Origin of the sequence: Streptococcus sp. HMSC34B10, assembly GCF_001839505.1 — a bacterium.
In the GTDB taxonomy this organism is placed as follows: Bacteria; Bacillota; Bacilli; order Lactobacillales; family Streptococcaceae; genus Streptococcus; species Streptococcus peroris.
On the sequence record NZ_KV841556.1, the window covers coordinates 213,216 to 233,730 of the forward strand.

Consider the following 20,515-nt stretch of genomic DNA (forward strand, 5'->3'; position numbering starts at 1 on the left):
GTGTCAACGCTCCGAGTGGAGTTTTTGGCATGTGGTTTTCTTTTTATCTACGAGAGACTGATGGAGGAATTATGTCAACTATTGAAGAACAATTAAAAGCGCTTCGTGAAGAAACGCTAGCTAGCTTGAAGCAGATTACTGCTGAAAATGAAAAAGAGATGCAAGAATTGCGTGTTTCTGTCCTTGGGAAAAAAGGGTCACTGACTGAAATCCTGAAAGGGATGAAAGACGTTTCTGCAGAAATGCGTCCTGTTATCGGGAAACACGTCAATGAAGCGCGCGATATCTTGACAGCTGCCTTTGAAGAAACAGCTAAGCTTTTGGAAGAAAAGAAAGTCGCAGCTCAACTAGCAAGTGAGAGTATTGATGTGACTCTCCCAGGTCGTCCAGTTGCGACAGGTCACCGTCACGTCCTTACACAAACCAGTGAAGAAATCGAAGATATCTTCATCGGTATGGGGTACCAAGTCGTGGATGGTTTTGAAGTGGAGCAAGACTACTACAACTTTGAACGTATGAACCTTCCAAAAGATCACCCAGCTCGTGATATGCAGGACACTTTCTACATCACAGAAGAAATCTTGCTCCGTACCCACACGTCTCCAGTTCAGGCGCGTGCGATGGATGCCCATGATTTTTCTAAAGGTCCTTTGAAGATGATCTCACCAGGACGTGTTTTCCGTCGTGATACAGACGATGCAACCCACAGTCACCAATTTCACCAAATCGAAGGTTTGGTTGTAGGAAAAAACATCTCTATGGCTGACCTTCAAGGAACGCTTCAATTGATTGTCCAAAAAATGTTTGGCGAAGAGCGTCAAATCCGTTTGCGTCCATCTTACTTCCCATTCACAGAGCCATCTGTTGAGGTTGACGTCTCATGCTTCAAGTGCGGTGGAGACGGATGTAATGTATGTAAGAAAACAGGTTGGATCGAGATTATGGGTGCCGGAATGGTTCACCCACGTGTCCTTGAAATGAGTGGGATTGATGCAAGTGTTTACTCTGGTTTTGCCTTCGGTCTTGGTCAAGAGCGTGTAGCCATGCTTCGTTACGGAATCAACGATATCCGTGGATTCTACCAAGGCGATGTCCGCTTCTCAGAACAGTTTAAATAAGATTGAAACTTGAAAAACAGTCCTATACAGTTCTAGTCATTTTCTCTCGCCGAGAAATGGTGAGGACTGACTCGAAGAAAAAGAAAGGAATTGAAAAAGGTCTCACTTATTGAGATCTTACGATCAGAATTATGTTAGTATCATATAAATGGTTAAAAGAATTGGTGGACATTGATGTACCATCACAAGAGTTGGCTGAAAAAATGTCAACCACAGGGATCGAAGTAGAAGGTGTGGAATCACCTGCTGCTGGTCTCTCAAAAATTGTCGTCGGAGAAGTCTTGACTTGTGAAGATGTGCCAGAAACACACCTTCATGTCTGCCAAGTCAATGTGGGTGAAGAAGAAGCTCGTCAAATCGTCTGTGGAGCACCAAATGTGCGTGCAGGCATCAAGGTCATGGTGGCTCTTCCAGGTGCTCGTATCGCTGATAACTACAAGATTAAAAAAGGGAAAATCCGTGGCTTGGAATCCCTTGGGATGATCTGTTCACTTGGTGAATTAGGGATTTCTGACTCAGTTGTACCAAAAGAATTCGCAGATGGCATTCAAATTTTGCCTCAAGATGCCGTGCCAGGTGAGGAAGTCTTTTCTTTCCTAGACTTGGATGATGAAATTATTGAACTCTCTATCACTCCAAACCGTGCAGATGCCCTTTCTATGCGTGGAGTAGCGCACGAAGTAGCAGCTATCTATGACAAGGCAGTCAACTTCAAAGAATTTAGTTTAACAGAAACGGATCAATCTGTAGCCGATGCTCTTTCTGTCAGCATTGATACAGACAAGGCTCCTTATTATGCGGCCCGTATCTTGGACAATGTGACCATCGCGCCAAGTCCACAATGGTTGCAAAATCTCCTCATGAACGAAGGCATTCGTCCGATTAATAATGTCGTCGACGTGACCAACTATATCCTGCTTTACTTTGGTCAGCCTATGCATGCCTTTGACTTGGATACCTTTGAAGGAAACGACATTCGTGTGCGTGAAGCGCGTGCTGGTGAAACATTGGTAACCTTAGATGGAGAAGAGCGTGAACTTGCAGAAGCTGACTTGGTCATCACTGTCGCTGACAAACCAGTTGCCCTTGCAGGTGTTATGGGTGGAGAGGCTACAGAAATTTCTGAAAAATCTACTCGTGTTGTCCTTGAAGCTGCCGTCTTTGATGGAACTTCAATCCGTAAGACCAGTGGTCGCCTTAACCTTCGTTCTGAATCGTCTTCTCGTTTTGAGAAAGGGATCAACGTGGCTACTGTCAATGAAGCCTTAGATGCGGCAGCGAGCTTGATTGCAGAGCTTGCAGGTGCGACTGTGCGTAAAGGTATCGTTTCAGCAGGACAGTTGGACACTTCTGATGTAGAAGTTTCTTCGACTCTTGCTGACGTCAACCGTGTCCTTGGTACAGAGCTTTCCTACGCCGATGTCGAAGATGTCTTCCGCCGTCTTGGATTTGGCCTTTCTGGAAATGCAGAAAGCTTTACAGTGAGCGTACCTCGTCGTCGGTGGGATATTTCGATTGAAGCAGATCTCTTTGAAGAAATCGCTCGGATCTACGGTTATGATCGCTTGCCAGCCAGTCTTCCAGTTTCTGATGGTACAGCTGGTGCTTTGACAGCAACTCAGAAATTGCGTCGCCAAGTTCGTACTATTGCTGAAGGGGCTGGATTGACAGAAATCATCACTTATGCACTGACAACTCCTGAAAAAGCAGTAGAGTTTACGATTCAGCCAAGTCATTTGACAGAATTGATGTGGCCAATGACAGTGGATCGCTCAGTCCTCCGTCAAAACATGATTTCAGGTATCTTGGATACAGTTGCCTACAACGTCGCACGTAAGAACAAGAATTTGGCTCTTTATGAGATTGGAAAAGTCTTTGAGCAAACTGGTAATCCAAAAGAAGACTTGCCAAATGAAATTAATAGCTTTGCTTTTGCCTTGACTGGTTTAGTCGCTGAGAAAGACTTCCAAACTGCAGCCGTTCCGGTTGACTTCTTCTATGCCAAGGGAATCCTTGAAGCCCTCTTTGCTCGTTTGGGTCTCGAAGTGACTTATACAGCAACCTCTGAAATCGCTAGCCTTCACCCAGGACGTACAGCCTTGATCTCACTAGGGGACCAAGTGATTGGGGTCTTGGGACAAGTCCACCCTGTAACAGCTAAGGCTTATGATATCCCAGAAACTTATGTAGCTGAGCTTAACCTTTCGGCTATTGAAGCAGCTCTTCAACCAGCTAGTCCATTTGTGGAAATCACCAAATTCCCAGCGGTGAGCCGCGATATCGCCCTTCTCCTCAAAGCAGAAGTGACTCACCAAGAGGTGGTTGATGCCATCCAAGCTGCAGGCGTGAAACGTTTGACAGACATCAAACTCTTTGACGTCTTCTCAGGTGAAAAACTAGGACTTGGCATGAAGTCTATGGCCTACAGCTTGACCTTCCAAAATCCAGAAGATAGTTTGACAGACGAAGAAGTCGCACGCTACATGGAAAAAATTCAAGCTTCACTCGAAGAAAAAGTAAATGCAGAAGTAAGATAAAAACCTAAAATCCATCCTAAAGGATGGATTTTTTTGTCTTTGTAAATACCTATCATTGGAAATATAATAAAGTTTAATCTTATTCATTTTGATATAAAAGATTGCCAGTACATCCTATCAATAAAAATGTAAGTAAATCCTTGCAATATCTACTTTAAAAAATTATAATTAGTATAATAAATTTAAAGGAGTAGGTAATGCTCGAAGTAAGAAATCTAGAGAAAAGTTTTGGGCCTAAGCAAGTTTTGTTTGGTGTTGACATTCAAGCACGACCAGGGCGCATTTTGGGGTTGGTTGGTAAAAATGGAGCTGGAAAGACCACTATTTTTCATAGTATCTTGAAATTTTTGGATTATCAGGGAGAAATTCAGTTTGATGGACAGGAAATTCGTCAGGAGACTTACGCTCGGATAGGTTATTTGCCTGAAGAACGCAGTCTCATGCCTAAGTTGACAGTTCTAGAGCAGGTTCGTTACCTAGCGATGTTAAAAGGCATGGATGCAAAAGAAATCAAAGAAAAACTCCCTCAATGGATGGAGAAGCTGGAAGTAAAGGGAAAATTGACAGACAAAATTAAGAGCCTCTCAAAAGGGAATCAACAAAAGATTCAGCTGATCATTACTTTAATGCATGAACCAGATTTGATTATCCTCGATGAACCCTTTAGTGGTTTAGATCCAGTTAATACCGAGTTGCTCAAGCAGGTCATCTTTGAAGAAAAAGAGCGTGGGGCGACCATTATCTTTTCTGACCACGTCATGACCAATGTCGAAGAGTTGTGTGATGATATTCTTATGATCCGTGATGGTTCGGTTGTCCTATCAGGTCCTGTCCAAGAGGTCCGTAATAGCTATGGCAAGACCCGCCTCTTTGTCTCTGACGACTTTAGCAAAGAAGAGCTAGAAGCTCTCCCACACGTGACTAAGGTTAGCATGACTAAGCAAGGGACTTGGAAGCTGATCTTGGATGACGCATCAGCTGGTCCAGAATTATTTGATCGCTTGACCAAGGGCCACTACCTTGCGACCTTTGACCACCAAGCTCCAACTATTGATGAAATCTTTAAACTTGAATCAGGAGTAGAAGTATGAAACAGATGTTTGTCGTAATGAAAGAAACCTATATCAGACAAGTGAAATCATGGAGTTTTCTCTTCATGGTCTTGGGCCCTTTCCTTTTTTTAGGATTGGGCGTTGGAATCGGTTATCTAACGGATTCTTCTACAGATGCGAAGAACCAGGTGGCCTTGGTGACAGAAGTGCCAGCTGTCAAAGAAAGCCTCAAAGGGACCGATGGATTGACCTTGGACTACAAAGATGAAGCTGCAGCTAAAAAAGCCATCAAGGATGAAAAAGCCGCTGCTTACCTAACGGTAGATGAAAAAAATGGCCAGCTAGAAGCTACTTATGTGGGCGACCAAGCCATGAAAACAGAATTGAAAAGCCTTGTCTCTGCGAAGTTAAGCCAAGTCCAACAAGGAATCAATCTAGCGCGTGCCAATCTAAGCAAAGAACAAGTCACGGCCTTGTCTCAACAGGTTTCTCTCAAAGAAAAAATTGATGAAAAAAAAGAAGGCTTGAAAATGGTACAAACCATGGTTGCAGGTGGTCTGGGAATGTTGCTTTATATGATATTAATCTTCTACTCTAGTATCACAGCCCAAGAAGTGGCCAGCGAAAAGGGAACCAAGATCATGGAAGTGGTCTTCTCCAGTATCAAAGCAACCGACTATTTCTTTGCACGCATGCTCGGACTCTTCGGAGTGATTTTTACCCACATTTTTGTCTATGTGATTGGTTTGGTAACTGTTTGGATCTTTAGAGCAGATATCCCTGTTGTCAAGGATATCCTCGCGCCAAACTCTCCGATTACCCAGCACCTAGCAGAGTCGATTTCGCTTAATACGGTCTTCTTCATTATTACTGGGATCTTTATGTATGTGGTGCTCTCTGCTTTCTTAGGCTCCACAGTAGCACGACCTGAAGATTCGGGAAAAGCGATTTCGCCACTGATGATGTTAGTCATCTTTAGTTTCTTTGGGGTAACCGCCTTGGGAAGTGCCGGAGATGTCTTCTTATTGAAGATCGGTTCGTACATTCCTTTTATCTCAACCTTCTTCATGCCTTTCCGTACCATCAATGGCTATGCGACTGGTCTTGAATCTTGGGCTTCTTTAGGAATTGCGGTCCTCTTTACCATCGTGGGAACAGTGCTTATTGCCCGTATCTATGCTAGCCTAGTCCTCCAAACAGATGATTTAGGTATCTGGAAAACCTTTAAACGAGCTTTAAGCTATCGCTAAAAGAGGCACCTTCAGTGAATACTGGAGGTGTTTTTGCTTTGCGAATTCATTGCTGTCTGGTCTTCTTTACTTTATAATGAAAAAAGAATGAAAAGGAGAAGGACATGAACTATATGGATGTGGCTGAAAATGAGCATTTGTTAATCATTGTCCTTGGGATGATGCTGATCAACCAGATGAGTGAAGATGAGGTGGAGGCGGCCTTGTCGATTGGCATCAACACCTTTGACCTAACGGATATCTATGGCTTTGGCCAGTGTGAGGTCCTGCTGGGTAAAGTTTTCAAGTGCCGTTCGAATCTTCGGGAATAGATTTAGTATACCAGACGTCACTTGTATCAGTGAGCTGGTTTTTTTGTACTATGCTTTACAGATTTTTCTTGACAAGTTTTCTTTGTTATGGTAATCTTTTAGGTAACAAACGTTGCGCAACAAACGTTGCGTGAAAGGAGTCTTATGCCACCTAAGGTTAAATTTAGTAAAGAGGCTATGATTGGGACAGCTTTACAATTGGTGAGAGAAGAGGGAATAGCTAGTTTGACGGCTCGAGCATTAGCAGAGAAATTGGGAGCCACACCAAGAGTCATTTTTGGGCAATTTGCAAATATGGCTGAGTTACAAGCAGAGGTTATTGTTGCTGCGGAGATGGTGGTGGTGGAGTATATACGAAAGGCTTTAGAAGATGAGAAGCCTTTTCGATCTGTCGGAGTTGCTTATATCCTGTTTGCCTCAAAAGAGCCCCAACTTTTTCAATTGCTTTTCCAAAATCCTAGCAAAGATCCGATTCGTCGCTTTCAAGATTTTCTTCCCATGAAGGATCATAGTTACCAATTGGTTCTGGATTCGATTGTCGCAGACTATCCGTTGACGCTAGAGGAAGCTAGTCGCTTGTACCAGCATCTATTCATCTACTCACACGGTATGGCCTCTATGGTTGCTTCTGGTATTTATCAGTTCAGCATGGAAGAAGTGATTGGTTTATTGACAGAAGTTTGTCAATCTCTCATCAAAGAAATGGTAGGAAAGAAATGATTCAACTAGAAAATGTTCACAAAAGTTACGGCCAAACCAAGGTCTTAAAAGGTATTGATTTGCAGATTCAAGACCAGGATGATGTAGTTATCCTAGGTCCTTCTGGATCAGGAAAGTCAACCCTCTTAAACGTATTGTCGGGATTAGAAAAGGTAGATGAGGGGCATATTCTCATTCAAGGACAGGATTTATCGCAGCTCACAGATGCTCAATTGACAGCCTTTAGACGTGAGAAGATTGCCTTTATTTTTCAGCAGTATTATTTATTGCCTAATTTGACGGTCAGACAAAATGTAAAGATGGGAGCTGACCTGGCAAACAATCATGATTTTTTGCAGATTATCGAAGATTTGGGTCTTGGCGATAAGCTAGATAAGTATCCAAGTGAATTGTCTGGTGGGGAACAGCAGAGAGTATCCATTGCTCGGGCCTTGGCTAAAAAGCCAGAGATCCTTTTCTTAGATGAGCCGACGGGGGCCCTGGATGAAGAAACAGGGCGCAAGATTCTGGACTATATCTGGAAGTTGAAGGAAAAATTGGGCTTTACCTTAATCATGGTGACACACAACCAAAATATTGCGGATATGGCCAGAACCATCATTCGTGTCAATAGTGGCAAGATTACCCAAATTGTGACTAATGATCAGCCTCAGACTGCTTATGAGATTGGATGGTAAGCCATGTTTTCAGTAAAAGATATTCGAAAATTAGTTGTCGTCAGTATCATTGGAGCTTGTGCGGTCTTTGTGGCCAATCTCTTCTTGAATTTTTACTTGGATATTGAGCAGTTGGAGATTTCTAAAACCAATCCGATGATTCAGACCTACTATGATGCCCAGGTTTCGCTTTCCTGGATGGTGGCCATGGTCAGTGGGGTCGTCTTGTCCTTGACGTCGATCCTTCTCATGTGTTTTTATATCAAACAATTTGTCGATGACCACAAGGAACAATTAGGAATTTTAAAGGCTTTGGGCTATAGCAATGGCCAGTTGGCGAAACGATTTTGGGCTTTTGGACTCAGTTTTGGAGTGGGAGCGCTTCTTGGCTATTTCGCTTCTTTTCTGATGATGGGTCATTTTTATGACTTTCGCAATGAGAAGGGGATTCTACCAGACATTACCATTCATTTTCACTGGCAGCTCTTAGTTGCTTTGGTGATGCTGCCAACGGCTTTCTTTATAGTTCTTGCGATTGGTTATGCTCGAAGACAACTACAAACGCCGGCCCTTCGCTTATTGAAAAAATCCCCTACACCAATCAAGGTCAAAAGGAGAAAAAGGGCTCCTAAAAAAGAGAAATCCTTCCTAGAAGAGCTGTCTTCATCGCTGATTTGGGGGAGAAAATCAATCTTGTTTTTTGTGGTCTTTGGCTCCATGTGTTTTGCGGCCATGGTTCAATTGTCTTTTGGCCTAAGGGACTACACAGATAACATCATCCAAACCATGATGATTATGATTGGTTTGATCCTTTCTTTCTCGATCCTCTTTTTGTCATTGGGGATTGTCGTTTCAGAAAGTCGCGAAACCTTAGCTTTGATGAAGGCTTTTGGCTACACCGGTCGTGAATGCCAAAGTCATATTCTCGCTCCTTATCGTTTCTGGGCCTATCTAGGATTCCTTCTTGGGACGGTTTATCAGTACGGTATCATGGAAATCTTGATTGGTGTGATCAAAGACACGGTACCTGAAAAGATTGAGCACAACTTTGACTGGAACGTTTGCTTTTGGACCTTGCTCGGTTTTGCGGTGGTTTATGAAAGCCTCTTTTATCTATCCCACAGAAAACTCCAAAAACAAACCATCAAAGAAGTACTCTTAGCAGAATAACTAGAAAAGGTTGGTTTTCCAGCCTTTTTCTTTTGAAATGCATTGACAAAAGAAGGCCTTTCCGCTATTCTAGGGGAATAATAGAAATGAAAGTGAGACATGATGAAACGGAGCTACTGGCAGAACCTGAAGGGGGGCTTTTACTTAATCTGGCGCAACAAATGATCCTTTATCTAGGTAGGAATCCTCTTGCAGTTTGTGGTTGGCATTGGAGCTGCATCCTTGAGTCATAAATAAATCAATAGACCTTTGGTCATGTTCACAGGTCTTTCAATTATCTGAAATATTTCACATTTATTTCTTCTAAACCTTTGACTAATAAAGAAAATTATCGTACAATAAAAAGTACGTGATAAAATGAGACCAGAGTTTATATACTCTGGTGTTAGTAGTAAAAAAAGAGGAGAAACGCTTTGGAATTAGAAGTATTTGCTGGGCAAGAAAAAAGTGAACTATCTATGATTGAGGTGGCTCGTGCCATCTTGGAACAACGTGGTCGCGATCACGAGATGCATTTTAGCGATTTAGTCAACGAAATCCAAAACTATCTTGGTACCTCTAATAGCGATATTCGCGAAGCACTACCTTTGTTCTATACAGAGTTGAACTTTGATGGTAGCTTTATCTCTCTTGGAGATAACAAATGGGGCCTTCGTTCATGGTATGGAGTTGATGAAATTGACGAAGAAATTATCGCTCTTGAAGAAAGCGATGATGAGGAAGTAGCACCTAAGGCTAAGAAAAAACGCGTTAATGCCTTTATGGATGGAGATACGGATGCCATTGATTATGGTGCAGATGATCCTGAAGATGAAGATGCCTACGAAGAAGATCCAGCTCTTTCTTACGATGATGAAAATCCAGACGATGAGAAGAATGAAGTAGAAGCCTACGACGCTGAAATCAACGAAATTGCACCAGATGACCTTGGAGAAGATGTCGATCTTAACGAAGAAGATGACGAAGATTCTGAGGATGAAGAAGAATAATGCTAAATGACAAGGAAGATTTCCTTGTCATTTTTTTAGAATTAATCCATTCTAGGATATAAGACGCTAAAAATTTTATGATTGATTACATTTGACAAATGGTTCAAATTGAGGTAATATATTGTTCGGGCACCTCTTTTAGAGGTCGGAGCTCCCTAGTTATTAGGGAGCTATTTTTATTTTTCCAGGAATTTTTCATCTTGGATGTTAGTTAGCAATGAAGGTCCTGTTTCCTATCTCCCCTTCAAGTGAACAGGGTCTTGAGTACTTTAGAAAGAGGAATCTATGTCTACGAAATATATTTTTGTAACTGGTGGTGTGGTATCGTCTATTGGGAAAGGAATTGTTGCAGCAAGTCTAGGACGACTGTTGAAAAACCGTGGTTTGAAGGTAACTATTCAAAAATTTGACCCTTATATCAATATTGACCCAGGGACCATGAGCCCTTACCAGCACGGAGAAGTATTTGTAACAGATGATGGGGCTGAGACAGATTTGGACTTGGGTCACTATGAACGTTTTATTGATATCAATCTTAATAAATACTCAAATGTGACAACTGGTAAAATCTATAGTGAAGTTCTTCGCAAGGAACGTCGTGGTGAATATTTAGGTGCAACTGTCCAAGTCATTCCTCATATCACAGATGCCTTGAAAGAAAAAATCAAGCGTGCTGCACTAACAACTGACTCTGATGTTATTATTACAGAGGTTGGCGGAACAGTAGGGGATATCGAATCCCTTCCATTCTTAGAAGCTCTTCGTCAAATGAAGTCTGATGTCGGAGCAGATAATGTCATGTATATCCATACGACCTTGCTTCCTTACCTCAAGGCAGCCGGTGAGATGAAGACCAAACCAACTCAGCACTCTGTTAAAGAATTGCGTGGTCTTGGGATTCAGCCAAATATGTTGGTCATCCGTACAGAAAAGCCAGCTGGACAAGGGATTAAAAATAAACTAGCCCAGTTCTGTGATGTGGCACCAGAAGCAGTTATCGAGTCATTAAATGTGGACCATCTTTACCAAATTCCGCTTAATCTGCAAGCTCAAGGCATGGATCAAATCGTCTGTGATCATTTGAAAATTGATGCACCTGCAGCAGACATGACAGAGTGGTCAGCCATGGTTGACAAGGTCATGAACCTTAAAAAACAAGTCAAGATTGCTCTTGTTGGTAAATATGTGGAGTTACAAGATGCCTATATCTCTGTTGTTGAAGCTTTGAAGCATTCTGGTTATGTCAATGATGCAGAAGTGAAGATTGATTGGATCAATGCGAACGACGTGACAGCTGACAATGTAGCAGAACTTCTATCAAGCGCTGATGGAATCATTGTACCAGGTGGTTTTGGCCAACGTGGAACAGAAGGTAAGATTGAAGCCATTCGCTATGCGCGTGAAAATGATGTACCAATGCTGGGAGTCTGCTTGGGAATGCAGTTGACCTGTATCGAGTTTGCTCGTAATGTTTTAGGACTTACAGGGGCTAATTCAACAGAGCTTGACCCTGATACAAACTATCCTATCATCGATATTATGAGAGACCAGATTGATGTAGAGGATATGGGTGGAACACTACGTTTAGGGCTTTATCCATCTAAGCTAAAGCGTGGCTCTAAGACAGCGGCAGCTTATCATAACAAGGAAGTGGTGCAACGTCGTCACCGTCACCGTTATGAATTTAACAATGCCTTTCGTGAACAGTTTGAAGGAGCAGGTTTTGTCTTTTCAGGAGTGTCACCAGACAATCGCTTGGTAGAAATCGTTGAGATTCCAGAAAACAAATTCTTTGTGGCTTGTCAATACCATCCAGAGCTTTCAAGTAGACCAAATCGCCCAGAAGAACTCTACACTGCTTTTGTAACAGCAGCGGTTGAAAATCGCAAATAGAAAGAAAAGAACCTTTGAGAGTCATCTCTTAGGTTTTTAAATTTATTTTCAGCATTATGAAAATCTGGAAAATAAACTCTGAATTTGGTAAGATAAGAATATGAATTTCGAAAAAATTGAACAAGCATACACCTATTTACTAGAAAATGTCCAAATCATTCAAAATGATTTGGCGACAAGTTTTTATGATGCCTTAGTTGAACAAAATGGGATTTATCTAGATGGTCAAACCAATCTGGAGCAAGTCAAGAAAAACAATCAAGCTTTAAAACGTCTGGCTCTTCGAAAAGAAGAGTGGTTACGGGTCTATCAATTCTTGTTAATGAAAGCGGCTCAAACGGAGCCACTACAAGCTAATCACCAGTTCACACCGGATATGATTGGTCATTTAATGATTTTTATCATTGAGCAACTTTGGTCTGCTGAAAGCATCAGTCTATTAGAGTTAGGTTCTGGGATGGGAATTTTGGGAGCTAGCTTCTTGACATCCATGAACAAAAAGGTAGACTATCTCGGGATAGAACTTGATGACCTCTTGATTGATCTGGCTGCAAGCATGGCTGAAGTTATGGATCTACAAATGGGCTTTGTCCAAGGAGATGCGGTGCGACCACAAGTATTAAAAGAAAGTGATATTATAGTCAGTGACTTACCTGTTGGTTACTATCCAGATGATCAGACAGCCTCACGATATCAAGTAGCGGCTAAGAATGAACATACTTATGCTCATCATTTGTTAATGGAACAATCACTCAAGTATCTTAAAACAGATGGTTATGCGATTTTTCTAGCTCCAACAGACCTATTGACGAGACCTCAGAGCGAATTTTTAAAATCATGGCTGACTGAACAAGCTCAACTAGTTGCAATCATAGCTTTGCCAGAGGATCTCTTTGCACAAGGAGCACATTCTAAGACTATTTTTGTTCTGAAAAAGAAAGCAGTAGAAGGTCTTGAACCATTTGTCTATCCACTTACCAGTCTTCGTGACCCTGAAATTTTGATGGAATTTAAGGAAAATTTTCAAAACTGGTGTCAGGAACATGAAATCTAATGTAAATTTTGATATAATAGTTGAAAACGCTTAAAAGGGGAAACATTATGACAAAAACCATTGCAATTAACGCTGGAAGCTCAAGTTTGAAATGGCAACTCTACCAAATGCCAGAAGAAAAAGTTTTGGCAAAAGGGTTGATTGAGCGAATTGGATTGAAGGATTCTATTTCCACAGTTAAATTTGATGGTCGTTCAGAACAACAAGTCCTCGACATTGACAACCATACTTTGGCAGTTAAGATTTTGCTTGATGACTTGATTCGTTTTGATATTATTAAATCTTATGATGAAATTACTGGTGTTGGACACCGTGTCGTTGCTGGTGGAGAGTACTTCAAAGAGTCTACAGTCGTTGAAGGCGATGTAATTGAAAAGGTTGAAGAGTTAAGCCTTCTTGCTCCATTGCACAACCCTGCAAATGCTGCGGGTATTCGTGCCTTCAAGGAATTATTGCCAGATATTACGAGTGTCGTTGTTTTTGATACTTCCTTCCATACAAGTATGCCAGAGAAAGCTTATCGCTATCCTCTACCAACAAAATATTACACAGAAAACAAGGTTCGTAAGTACGGAGCCCATGGAACTAGCCATCAGTATGTTGCTCAAGAAGCAGCCAAGGTTTTGGGTCGTCCACTTGAAGAGTTGAAGTTAATCACCTGTCACATCGGTAACGGTGCTTCTATTACAGCTGTTAAGGGAGGAAAATCAGTTGATACCTCAATGGGATTCACTCCGCTTGGTGGTGTAATGATGGGAACTCGTACAGGGGATATTGACCCAGCTATCATTCCTTATTTAATGCAATATACAGAGGACTTTAATAAGCCTGAGGATATCAGTCGTATTCTCAACCGTGAGTCAGGATTGATGGGTGTTTCAGGTAAGTCTAGTGATATGCGCGATGTGATTGCTGCTATGGAAGCAGGGGATCATGATGCTACTTTGGCTTATGAAATGTATGTTGATCGTATCCAAAAACACATCGGACAATACTTGGCTGTTCTGAACGGAGCAGATGCTATTATTTTCACAGCGGGTATCGGTGAAAATTCTGTTCATGTACGTGATGCTGTCATTTCAGGGATTTCTTGGTTTGGTTGCGATGTAGATCCAGAGAAAAATGTATTTGGTGCAACTGGAGATATTTCGACAGATGCAGCAAGTGTTCGAGTACTTGTAATTCCAACAGACGAGGAATTAGTCATTGCGCGTGACGTTGAACGTTTGAAAAAATAAACAATAAAAAAATCGACCTTCGCAAAAGAGAGGTCGTTTTTTCATGTTGTTCACAAGATTTTACCATTTAGTGAGAGAAATTTCACCACTATTAAGCCAGATGATTTTTCCATCACTCAGTTGAACTTGAAGTCGGCCCTTATCAGAGATGTCACAAGCTTTTCCTGTAAAAGTTTGGTGTTCTTGCACAAAGGAAACCTCTTTCCCTAAAACGATCGAGCGTTTTTTATAGAGATAGAGAAGTTCATCGACTTCCGTTTCGTAAAAACATTTCCAGATTTCTGCGATGAGTTCATTTCGGGTGATGGGAGCAGGAGGAGTAAATAGACTTCCTGCTTTGTTTTTCAACTCTTTTGGAAAATCTGAAATGGAAAAGTTGATACCAACACCGATGATCACATCTGTCACCAGACCCGTCTCGACAGATGTTATAGCTTCTGTCAAGATACCAGCAATTTTCTTCTGGTGGAGATAGATGTCGTTGACCCATTTGATATCCACATCAATCAAGCATAGATTTTTAATGGCTTTGTAGATTGCTCCTGCTGTTAAGAGTGTGTATGCTGGCAATGCATCGTAAGGGAGATTGGGTTTGATATGAAGGGACATATAAATTCCCCCCTGATCAGGAGAATAGTAAGGGCGTTGAAAGCGACCGTGCCCCATTGTTTGGCTAGTTGAGAGATAGAGTGTATCTCCTTTGGCACCAACTTCCATGGCCTCCTTAGCATCACTTTGGGTTGATTTTGTGATTGGTTTAAATTGAACAGAGATGGGGCTGTTGGCTTCTATTTCTTGAGGTAAGATGAGATCTCCTTGGAGAAGTTTATACCCACGGTTTTTGATGCTGTCAATTTCTAAACCTTCTTGCTGGAGTCGCTGAATAGCCTTCCAAATAGAGGTACGAGAGAGGTTTAATAGGTCACCGATTTTTTCTCCACTTACATAATCTGTTTCACTAGCTAATATTTTATAAACTTCTTGATAAGATTTCATGGTAGCCCCTTTCTTGGGAAATTAATTTTATTGTACCACAATTTTATAAAAGTTTGACTGCTTATAGTGGGCGAATCCTGGTTTCCAATAAAGTTTTACCAAGTTTTAGTCAAGTTGATGTGGATAAAGTGGTTTTCAAATTCTTCGAAAAATGGTAAAATGATATAATAGTTTTATATATCTGGGTTTTAGATCTCAGAAAGAAAGGATCTGTTGTGAAATCAATAGGCATCATTGAAAAATTGAAAGGCTTGTCTAAGCAAGAGTTAGTCTTGTTAGGTGTTATTTTAAGCATCTTCTTGCCTTTTTACATTTTCGTTATTATTTTTATTGCATACTTAATAGGTCTGATATTTACTGGAGAAATGAAGGGAATTTTAAAAAGACTCTCTAATCATGCCGTTTTACTATTATTTATTGGTTATAGTGGTGTCATCTCTCTTCTAGCTCAAAATGTTATGGGGATGGTTGCTACTTTAGGGATGTTCCTCTTTGCAATTTTCTTTTACTATTACCAGGCTCACCTAACCCCTCAATTTTTTAGATTGGTATTACAAGCGATTCTGTCGCTTAGTGTGCTAGCATCGTTTTTCGCAGCTCTAGAACATTTTCAAATTGTAAAGAAATTTGATTACACCTTTTTATCACCTAAGATGCAGGTTTGGCATCAGAACCGAGCAGAAGTAGCTTTCTTTAACCCTAACTATTATGGGATTATCTGTTGTTTCTGTATCATGATTGGGTTTTACTTAATTAGTACGACTAGATTGACATGGTTGAGAATTTTCTCTCTTATTGCAATCTTTGCGAATTTATTTGGCTTGAATTTCACCCAAAATAGAACAGCTTTTCCAGCCATTATTTTTGGTGCGATTATTTATCTTTTCACAACCATTAAAAACTGGCGTGCTTTTTGGCTAAGTATTGGAGTTTTTGGTGTCGGTCTAGCCTTTCTCTTCTCGAGTGATTTGGGAGTTCGAATGGGAACGCTCGATTCGTCTATGGAAGAACGAGTGTCGATCTGGAATGCAGGTATGACCTTATTCAAACAAAATCCCTTCTGGGGCGAGGGTCCACTAACGTACATGCATTCTTATCCTCGTATTTTTGCCCCTTATCATGAGCATGCGCACAGTATCTATATTGATACGATATTGAGTTATGGCGTGGTAGGTACTGTATTGTTGGGGATTGCCTCTTCAAATCCAATACGTATGTTGATTGATATGAGTCAAGTACCAAGTAAACGACCGATCCTTGGACTTTATCTTTCATTTATAACAGTGGTCGCTGTGCATGGAATTTTTGACTTGGCCCTATTCTGGATTCAGTCAGCCTTCATCTTTCTTCTAGTGATGTGTAGTCTACCACTCAAACATAGTATGATTTCAGAACTTGTTGATTAACAAAAAGATAGTAGAAAATTTTATTTCTACTATCTTTTTCTTTCACATGAGATTATTGAATAGCTTGAACCAAATCTTCAGCTTGTTGTTTTAGAGAAGTAGCAACACTGTCTTTAAGGACTAATTTGCCATCTGCCCAAGCAGAATCATTGATACGAGATGCAGTAAACTCACCTACGATTTGTGTACGGATGAATGGCAAGAGGTCTTTGTATATTGCAAATAGTTGTTCGTGACCTGCATTTGCTACTGAAGATACAGTAACGATTTTATCTTGAAGTGCAGAAGGACCACGAGTTTCAGATAAGTCAAGAGCGCGTGAAAGCCAGTCAAGTAAATTTTTCACTGTTCCAGGAATTGAGAAGTTGTAAACTGGAGAGAAAATCCAGATGGCATCAGCAGCCAGAACTGCCTCACGTGCAGATGCAACAGTTGGAAGAGTTGGAACTTCAAGTTCTTGGTTAAAAAGTGGGATTGATGAGTAATCAAGGTAGCTCACCTCAGCTTTTCCTGCAAGAGCTTTTTCGGCTTCTAGCGCCATTTGGTGGTTAAAAGACCCTTCACGAAGTGAGCCAATGATAAATAATACTTTTTTAGACATAGGAAGTCTCCTTAAGATTTTCTGTTGTTATAATCTATGTTACAACAATAGAAAATCATTTGCAAGAAATTTGCTCAGATAATAAAAGTGATGCATTGGAAAATTTAAACTATGAATAGTAGATACAGAAAAACCTATTAATTAACAGTTGGAGCTTATATTTTAAGGCCTGAAAGTAGGTTGAAACTCGAGAATCTACCCCTTAATTCACTTGTAATTCCCTAGGATAGATGGTAAAATAGACGAGTGAAAAAGAGACAAAAAAAAGAAAAAAATTCCCTATTATTTCAGTACAGCATTGGTTTGACCCTGCTGGCTCTAGTTGTGACTTCTTCCTTTCTCTATTTGGTATGGCTTAGTATGAAGCCTTATCAAACTGCAAAAGTCGAAGGGGGAAAACTTGCCAAGCAGTATGCCAATTTAGAAACAGTAAGTCAGGTTGATATCTTCAATGGCTTAGAGAGCTATTATAGTGTTCTTGGTCAAGATAAGAATCAGAAACCAGTTGCTGTTTTAATAGAGAAAAATAACAATAATATTTACGTATATCAATTAGGAAAAGGGACTTCTCAAGAAAAAGCTGAAGCGGTTGTCAGAGAAAAAGGAGCAACTGAGATCGACAAGATTACTTTCGGACGGTACGCTGAAAAGCCTGTCTGGGAAATCAAGTCCGGAGGAGACTATTATCTGGTAGATTTTGAATCTGGCGCCTTAGTCGAAAAGGAGAAACAATGAAATTATCCAAACGTGTCTTAGAGATTGAAGAAAGTGTTACTCTGGCTAGTGATGCAAGAGCAAAGAAGTTAAAGACTGAAGGAAAAGACGTTCTTTTCTTGACTTTAGGTCAGCCCGATTTTCATACTCCTGAAAACATTCAGGAGGCTGCGGTTGAGGCTATTCGAGATGGACGCGCTTCCTTCTATACGGTAGCTTCAGGTTTACCTGAATTGAAAGCAGCAGTCAATACCTATTTTGAGCGCTATTATGGGTATTCTGTGGCGGCAAATGAAGTCACTTTTGCGACTGGTGCCAAGTTTTCCCTCTATACTTTCTTTATGGCTGTTATCAACCCTGGAGATGAGGTAATCATTCCTACTCCTTACTGGGTCAGCTATGGGGATCAGGTTAAGATGGCAGAAGGCCTTCCAGTATTTGTCCAAGCCAAGGAAGACAATCACTTTAAAGTAACTGTGGAGCAATTAGAAGCTGCTCGCACAGGTAAGACCAAAGTCTTGGTTCTTAACTCACCATCTAATCCTACCGGTATGATATACTCTCGTGAGGAACTCTTAGCCATTGGAAATTGGGCTGTTGAACATGATGTTCTCATCCTAGCCGATGATATTTATGGTCGTTTGGTCTATAATGGGAATGAGTTCGTTCCAATCTCTAGTCTGTCAGAAGCTATTCGCAAACAAACTATTGTCATCAATGGAGTGTCTAAGGCCTACGCTATGACAGGATGGCGTGTTGGTTATGCAGTAGGTGATCCAGAAATTATTGCTGCCATGAGTAAATTGACTGGCCAAACGACTTCAAACCTGACTGCTGTATCTCAATATGCGACGATTGAAGCTTTGACTGGACCGCAAGATTCTGTGGAGGTTATGCGTCAAGCATTTGAAGAACGTTTAAATACCATCTATCCACTCTTGTGCCAAGTCCCTGGCTTTGAAGTAGTCAAACCTCAAGGAGCCTTCTATCTTTTCCCAAATGTCAAGAAGGCTATGGAGATGAAAGGCTATACCGACGTAACAGCATTTACAACGGCTATTCTTGAGGAAGTAGGTCTGGCTTTAATTACTGGAGCAGGATTTGGAGCACCAGAAAATGTCCGTCTCAGCTATGCGACAGACCTAGATACATTAAAAGAAGCTATTCGCCGTTTGCATCAATTTATGGAAAAATAAGAAGCTTAATCTCCGTCCTCTTGGCGGAGGTTTTTTTGGATAAAACCTGAGATTTTTCTCTGATAGAATCTAGCTATCAGGCATTATTTGTGGTACAATAGTGAGTAATAATGTCTTTAGACAAGTTAAACAAAAAAAGGAAGATAAAACATGACAAAACGTGTAACAATTATCGAAGTAAAAGACTACGTTGGTCAAGAAGTCACTATTGGTGCTTGGGTTGCTAACAAGTCAGGAAAAGGAAAAATTGCCTTCTTGCAACTGCGTGACGGAACAGCCTTCTTCCAAGGCGTGGCTTTTAAACCAAACTTTATCGAAAAATTTGGAGAAGAAGTGGGGCTTGAAAAATTTGACACCATCAAACGTCTTAGCCAAGAAACATCTGTTTTCGTGACAGGGATTATTAAAGAAGATGAGCGTTCTAAATTTGGGTACGAATTGGATATTACAGACATCGAAGTCATTGGTGAATCTCAAGATTACCCAATCACTCCAAAAGAGCACGGAACAGACTTCTTGATGGACAACCGTCACTTGTGGCTTCGTTCACGCAAACAAGTTGCCGTTATGCAAATCCGTAATGCTATCATTTATGCTACTTATGAGTTCTTTGATAAGAATGGCTTCATGAAGTTTGATAGCCCAATTCTTTCAGGAAATGCGGCAGAAGATTCGACAGAACTTTTTGAAACAGACTACTTTGGAACACCAGCCTACTTGAGCCAATCAGGTCAGCTTTATCTTGAAGCGGGTGCTATGGCCCTTGGTCGCGTCTTTGACTTTGGACCTGTATTCCGTGCTGAAAAATCAAAAACTCGTCGTCACTTGACAGAATTCTGGATGATGGATGCTGAGTATTCATACTTGACACATGATGAGTCACTTGACTTGCAAGAAGCTTATGTGAAAGCTCTTCTACAAGGTGTTCTTGATCGTGCCCCTCAAGCCTTGGAAACCTTGGAGCGTGATACAGAGCTCTTGAAACGCTACATTGCAGAGCCATTCAAACGTATCACTTACGATGAAGCCATTGATCTCTTGCAAGAGCATGAAAATGATGAAGACGCTGACTATGAACATCTCGAGCATGGAGATGACTTCGGCTCACCACACGAGACTTGGATTTCAAACCACTTTGGTGTACCAACCTTTGTCATGAACTACCCAGCAGCTATCAAGGCCTTCTACATGAAGCCAGTCCCCGGTAATCCAGACCGCGTTCTTTGTGCAGACTTGCTCGCACCAGAAGGTTACGGAGAAATCATCGGTGGCTCTATGCGTGAGGAAGACTACGATGCCCTTGTTGCGAAGATGGAATCTCTTGGCATGGATCGTACAGAGTATGAATTTTACCTTGACCTTCGTAAATACGGTACAGTTCCACACGGTGGATTTGGTATCGGTATCGAACGTATGGTAACCTTCGCAGCTGGTACAAAACACATCCGTGAAGCAATTCCATTCCCACGTATGTTGCACCGTATCAAACCTTAATAGCCATAAAAACGCCGTCTGGCGTTTTTATACTCTTCGAAAATCAAATTCAAACTACGTCAGCTTCACCTTGCCGTATATATGTTACTGACTTCGTCAGTTCTATCCACAACCTCAAAA

General features: G+C 41.2%; 17 protein-coding genes and 1 pseudogene. 16 read left to right on the top strand and 2 right to left on the bottom strand.

The features are described 5' to 3' along the window. Nucleotides 1–71 precede the first annotated feature (71 nt). The 12 genes and pseudogenes from pheS (at nt 72) to HMPREF3237_RS06700 (ending at nt 13,988) form a co-directional block, all read left to right on the top strand. A complete protein-coding gene (pheS, locus tag HMPREF3237_RS06645) occupies nt 72–1,118 on the top strand; it encodes a phenylalanine--tRNA ligase subunit alpha (RefSeq protein ID WP_070889540.1) in 1,047 nt (348 codons plus the stop codon). Between the two features lie 131 nt (nt 1,119–1,249). Then, the gene (pheT, locus tag HMPREF3237_RS06650; RefSeq protein WP_070889262.1) at nt 1,250–3,655 is read left to right on the top strand and encodes a phenylalanine--tRNA ligase subunit beta; all 2,406 of its coding nucleotides are present in this window, start codon (nt 1,250–1,252) and stop codon (nt 3,653–3,655) included. 197 nt (nt 3,656–3,852) lie between these two features. Further along, a complete protein-coding gene (locus tag HMPREF3237_RS06655; protein ID WP_070889263.1) occupies nt 3,853–4,746 on the top strand; it encodes an ABC transporter ATP-binding protein in 894 nt (297 codons plus the stop codon). Further along, nucleotides 4,743–5,957, top strand: coding sequence for an ABC transporter permease (locus tag HMPREF3237_RS06660; protein WP_070889264.1), 1,215 nt, complete (start codon nt 4,743–4,745; stop codon nt 5,955–5,957). The genes HMPREF3237_RS06655 and HMPREF3237_RS06660 overlap by 4 nt, the downstream gene beginning before the upstream one ends. A gap of 104 nt (nt 5,958–6,061) precedes the next feature. Continuing rightward, a pseudogene (locus HMPREF3237_RS08840) lies at nt 6,062–6,265 on the top strand (aldo/keto reductase); the annotation flags it as partial. Nucleotides 6,266–6,412: 147 nt separating this feature from the next. After that, nucleotides 6,413–6,988: a TetR/AcrR family transcriptional regulator gene (locus HMPREF3237_RS06670; RefSeq protein WP_006155739.1), complete on the top strand. Its 576-nt coding sequence runs from the start codon at nt 6,413–6,415 to the stop codon at nt 6,986–6,988. Then, on the top strand, nt 6,985–7,665 hold the full coding sequence (locus HMPREF3237_RS06675; RefSeq protein WP_070889265.1) for an ABC transporter ATP-binding protein: 681 nt from the start codon (nt 6,985–6,987) through the stop codon (nt 7,663–7,665). The genes HMPREF3237_RS06670 and HMPREF3237_RS06675 overlap by 4 nt, the downstream gene beginning before the upstream one ends. A gap of 3 nt (nt 7,666–7,668) precedes the next feature. Then, a complete protein-coding gene (locus HMPREF3237_RS06680; protein ID WP_070889266.1) occupies nt 7,669–8,814 on the top strand; it encodes an FtsX-like permease family protein in 1,146 nt (381 codons plus the stop codon). 413 nt (nt 8,815–9,227) lie between these two features. Beyond that, nucleotides 9,228–9,803 (top strand): DNA-directed RNA polymerase subunit delta, encoded by a 576-nt coding sequence (rpoE, locus tag HMPREF3237_RS06685; RefSeq protein WP_006145135.1) that lies wholly within the window; start codon nt 9,228–9,230, stop codon nt 9,801–9,803. A 285-nt stretch (nt 9,804–10,088) separates the two neighbouring features. After that, entirely contained in the window at nt 10,089–11,696 is a 1,608-nt protein-coding gene (locus HMPREF3237_RS06690; protein WP_070889267.1) for a CTP synthase, read from the top strand. Nucleotides 11,697–11,796: 100 nt separating this feature from the next. Beyond that, complete coding sequence (locus HMPREF3237_RS06695) at nt 11,797–12,750, top strand: class I SAM-dependent methyltransferase (protein ID WP_070889268.1); 954 nt, start codon at nt 11,797–11,799, stop codon at nt 12,748–12,750. A 47-nt stretch (nt 12,751–12,797) separates the two neighbouring features. Beyond that, complete coding sequence (locus HMPREF3237_RS06700) at nt 12,798–13,988, top strand: acetate kinase (RefSeq protein ID WP_070889269.1); 1,191 nt, start codon at nt 12,798–12,800, stop codon at nt 13,986–13,988. 60 nt (nt 13,989–14,048) lie between these two features. On the opposite strand, the gene birA is transcribed toward HMPREF3237_RS06700, so the two are convergent. Next, a complete protein-coding gene (gene birA / locus HMPREF3237_RS06705; protein WP_070889270.1) occupies nt 14,049–14,984 on the bottom strand; it encodes a bifunctional biotin--[acetyl-CoA-carboxylase] ligase/biotin operon repressor BirA in 936 nt (311 codons plus the stop codon). 215 nt (nt 14,985–15,199) lie between these two features. On the opposite strand from birA, the gene HMPREF3237_RS06710 reads away from it, so the two are divergent. Further along, nucleotides 15,200–16,390 carry an O-antigen ligase family protein gene (locus tag HMPREF3237_RS06710; protein WP_070889271.1) on the top strand — a complete coding sequence of 397 codons (1,191 nt, stop codon included), beginning with the start codon at nt 15,200–15,202 and terminating at the stop codon, nt 16,388–16,390. A gap of 52 nt (nt 16,391–16,442) precedes the next feature. Here HMPREF3237_RS06710 and HMPREF3237_RS06715 read toward each other — a convergent pair whose 3' ends face one another. Further along, nucleotides 16,443–16,991 carry an NADPH-dependent FMN reductase gene (locus HMPREF3237_RS06715; RefSeq protein WP_070889272.1) on the bottom strand — a complete coding sequence of 183 codons (549 nt, stop codon included), beginning with the start codon at nt 16,989–16,991 and terminating at the stop codon, nt 16,443–16,445. 246 nt (nt 16,992–17,237) lie between these two features. On the opposite strand from HMPREF3237_RS06715, the gene HMPREF3237_RS06720 reads away from it, so the two are divergent. From HMPREF3237_RS06720 to asnS, 3 genes are all read left to right on the top strand, one after another. Further along, nucleotides 17,238–17,726, top strand: coding sequence for a cell wall elongation regulator TseB-like domain-containing protein (locus HMPREF3237_RS06720; RefSeq protein ID WP_070889273.1), 489 nt, complete (start codon nt 17,238–17,240; stop codon nt 17,724–17,726). Beyond that, the gene (locus HMPREF3237_RS06725; RefSeq protein ID WP_070889274.1) at nt 17,723–18,901 is read left to right on the top strand and encodes a pyridoxal phosphate-dependent aminotransferase; all 1,179 of its coding nucleotides are present in this window, start codon (nt 17,723–17,725) and stop codon (nt 18,899–18,901) included. The genes HMPREF3237_RS06720 and HMPREF3237_RS06725 overlap by 4 nt, the downstream gene beginning before the upstream one ends. 150 nt (nt 18,902–19,051) lie before the next feature. Beyond that, entirely contained in the window at nt 19,052–20,395 is a 1,344-nt protein-coding gene (gene asnS, locus HMPREF3237_RS06730; RefSeq protein WP_070889275.1) for an asparagine--tRNA ligase, read from the top strand. The last annotated feature ends 120 nt before the right edge of the window (nt 20,396–20,515 follow it).

Bases quoted from the DNA above. Each gene is read 5' to 3' on its own strand.
- asnS (WP_070889275.1), top strand. From the start codon at position 19,052: ATGACAAAACGTGTAACAATTATCGAAGTAAAAGACTACGTTGGTCAA.
- HMPREF3237_RS06680 (WP_070889266.1), top strand. From the start codon at position 7,669: ATGTTTTCAGTAAAAGATATTCGAAAATTAGTTGTCGTCAGTATCATT.
- birA (WP_070889270.1), bottom strand. From the start codon at position 14,984: ATGAAATCTTATCAAGAAGTTTATAAAATATTAGCTAGTGAAACAGAT.
- HMPREF3237_RS06715 (WP_070889272.1), bottom strand. From the start codon at position 16,991: ATGTCTAAAAAAGTATTATTTATCATTGGCTCACTTCGTGAAGGGTCT.
- HMPREF3237_RS06725 (WP_070889274.1), top strand. From the start codon at position 17,723: ATGAAATTATCCAAACGTGTCTTAGAGATTGAAGAAAGTGTTACTCTG.
- pheT (WP_070889262.1), top strand. From the start codon at position 1,250: ATGTTAGTATCATATAAATGGTTAAAAGAATTGGTGGACATTGATGTA.
- HMPREF3237_RS06690 (WP_070889267.1), top strand. From the start codon at position 10,089: ATGTCTACGAAATATATTTTTGTAACTGGTGGTGTGGTATCGTCTATT.
- pheS (WP_070889540.1), top strand. From the start codon at position 72: ATGTCAACTATTGAAGAACAATTAAAAGCGCTTCGTGAAGAAACGCTA.
- HMPREF3237_RS06700 (WP_070889269.1), top strand. From the start codon at position 12,798: ATGACAAAAACCATTGCAATTAACGCTGGAAGCTCAAGTTTGAAATGG.
- HMPREF3237_RS06675 (WP_070889265.1), top strand. From the start codon at position 6,985: ATGATTCAACTAGAAAATGTTCACAAAAGTTACGGCCAAACCAAGGTC.
- HMPREF3237_RS06655 (WP_070889263.1), top strand. From the start codon at position 3,853: ATGCTCGAAGTAAGAAATCTAGAGAAAAGTTTTGGGCCTAAGCAAGTT.
- HMPREF3237_RS06670 (WP_006155739.1), top strand. From the start codon at position 6,413: ATGCCACCTAAGGTTAAATTTAGTAAAGAGGCTATGATTGGGACAGCT.
- HMPREF3237_RS06660 (WP_070889264.1), top strand. From the start codon at position 4,743: ATGAAACAGATGTTTGTCGTAATGAAAGAAACCTATATCAGACAAGTG.
- HMPREF3237_RS06695 (WP_070889268.1), top strand. From the start codon at position 11,797: ATGAATTTCGAAAAAATTGAACAAGCATACACCTATTTACTAGAAAAT.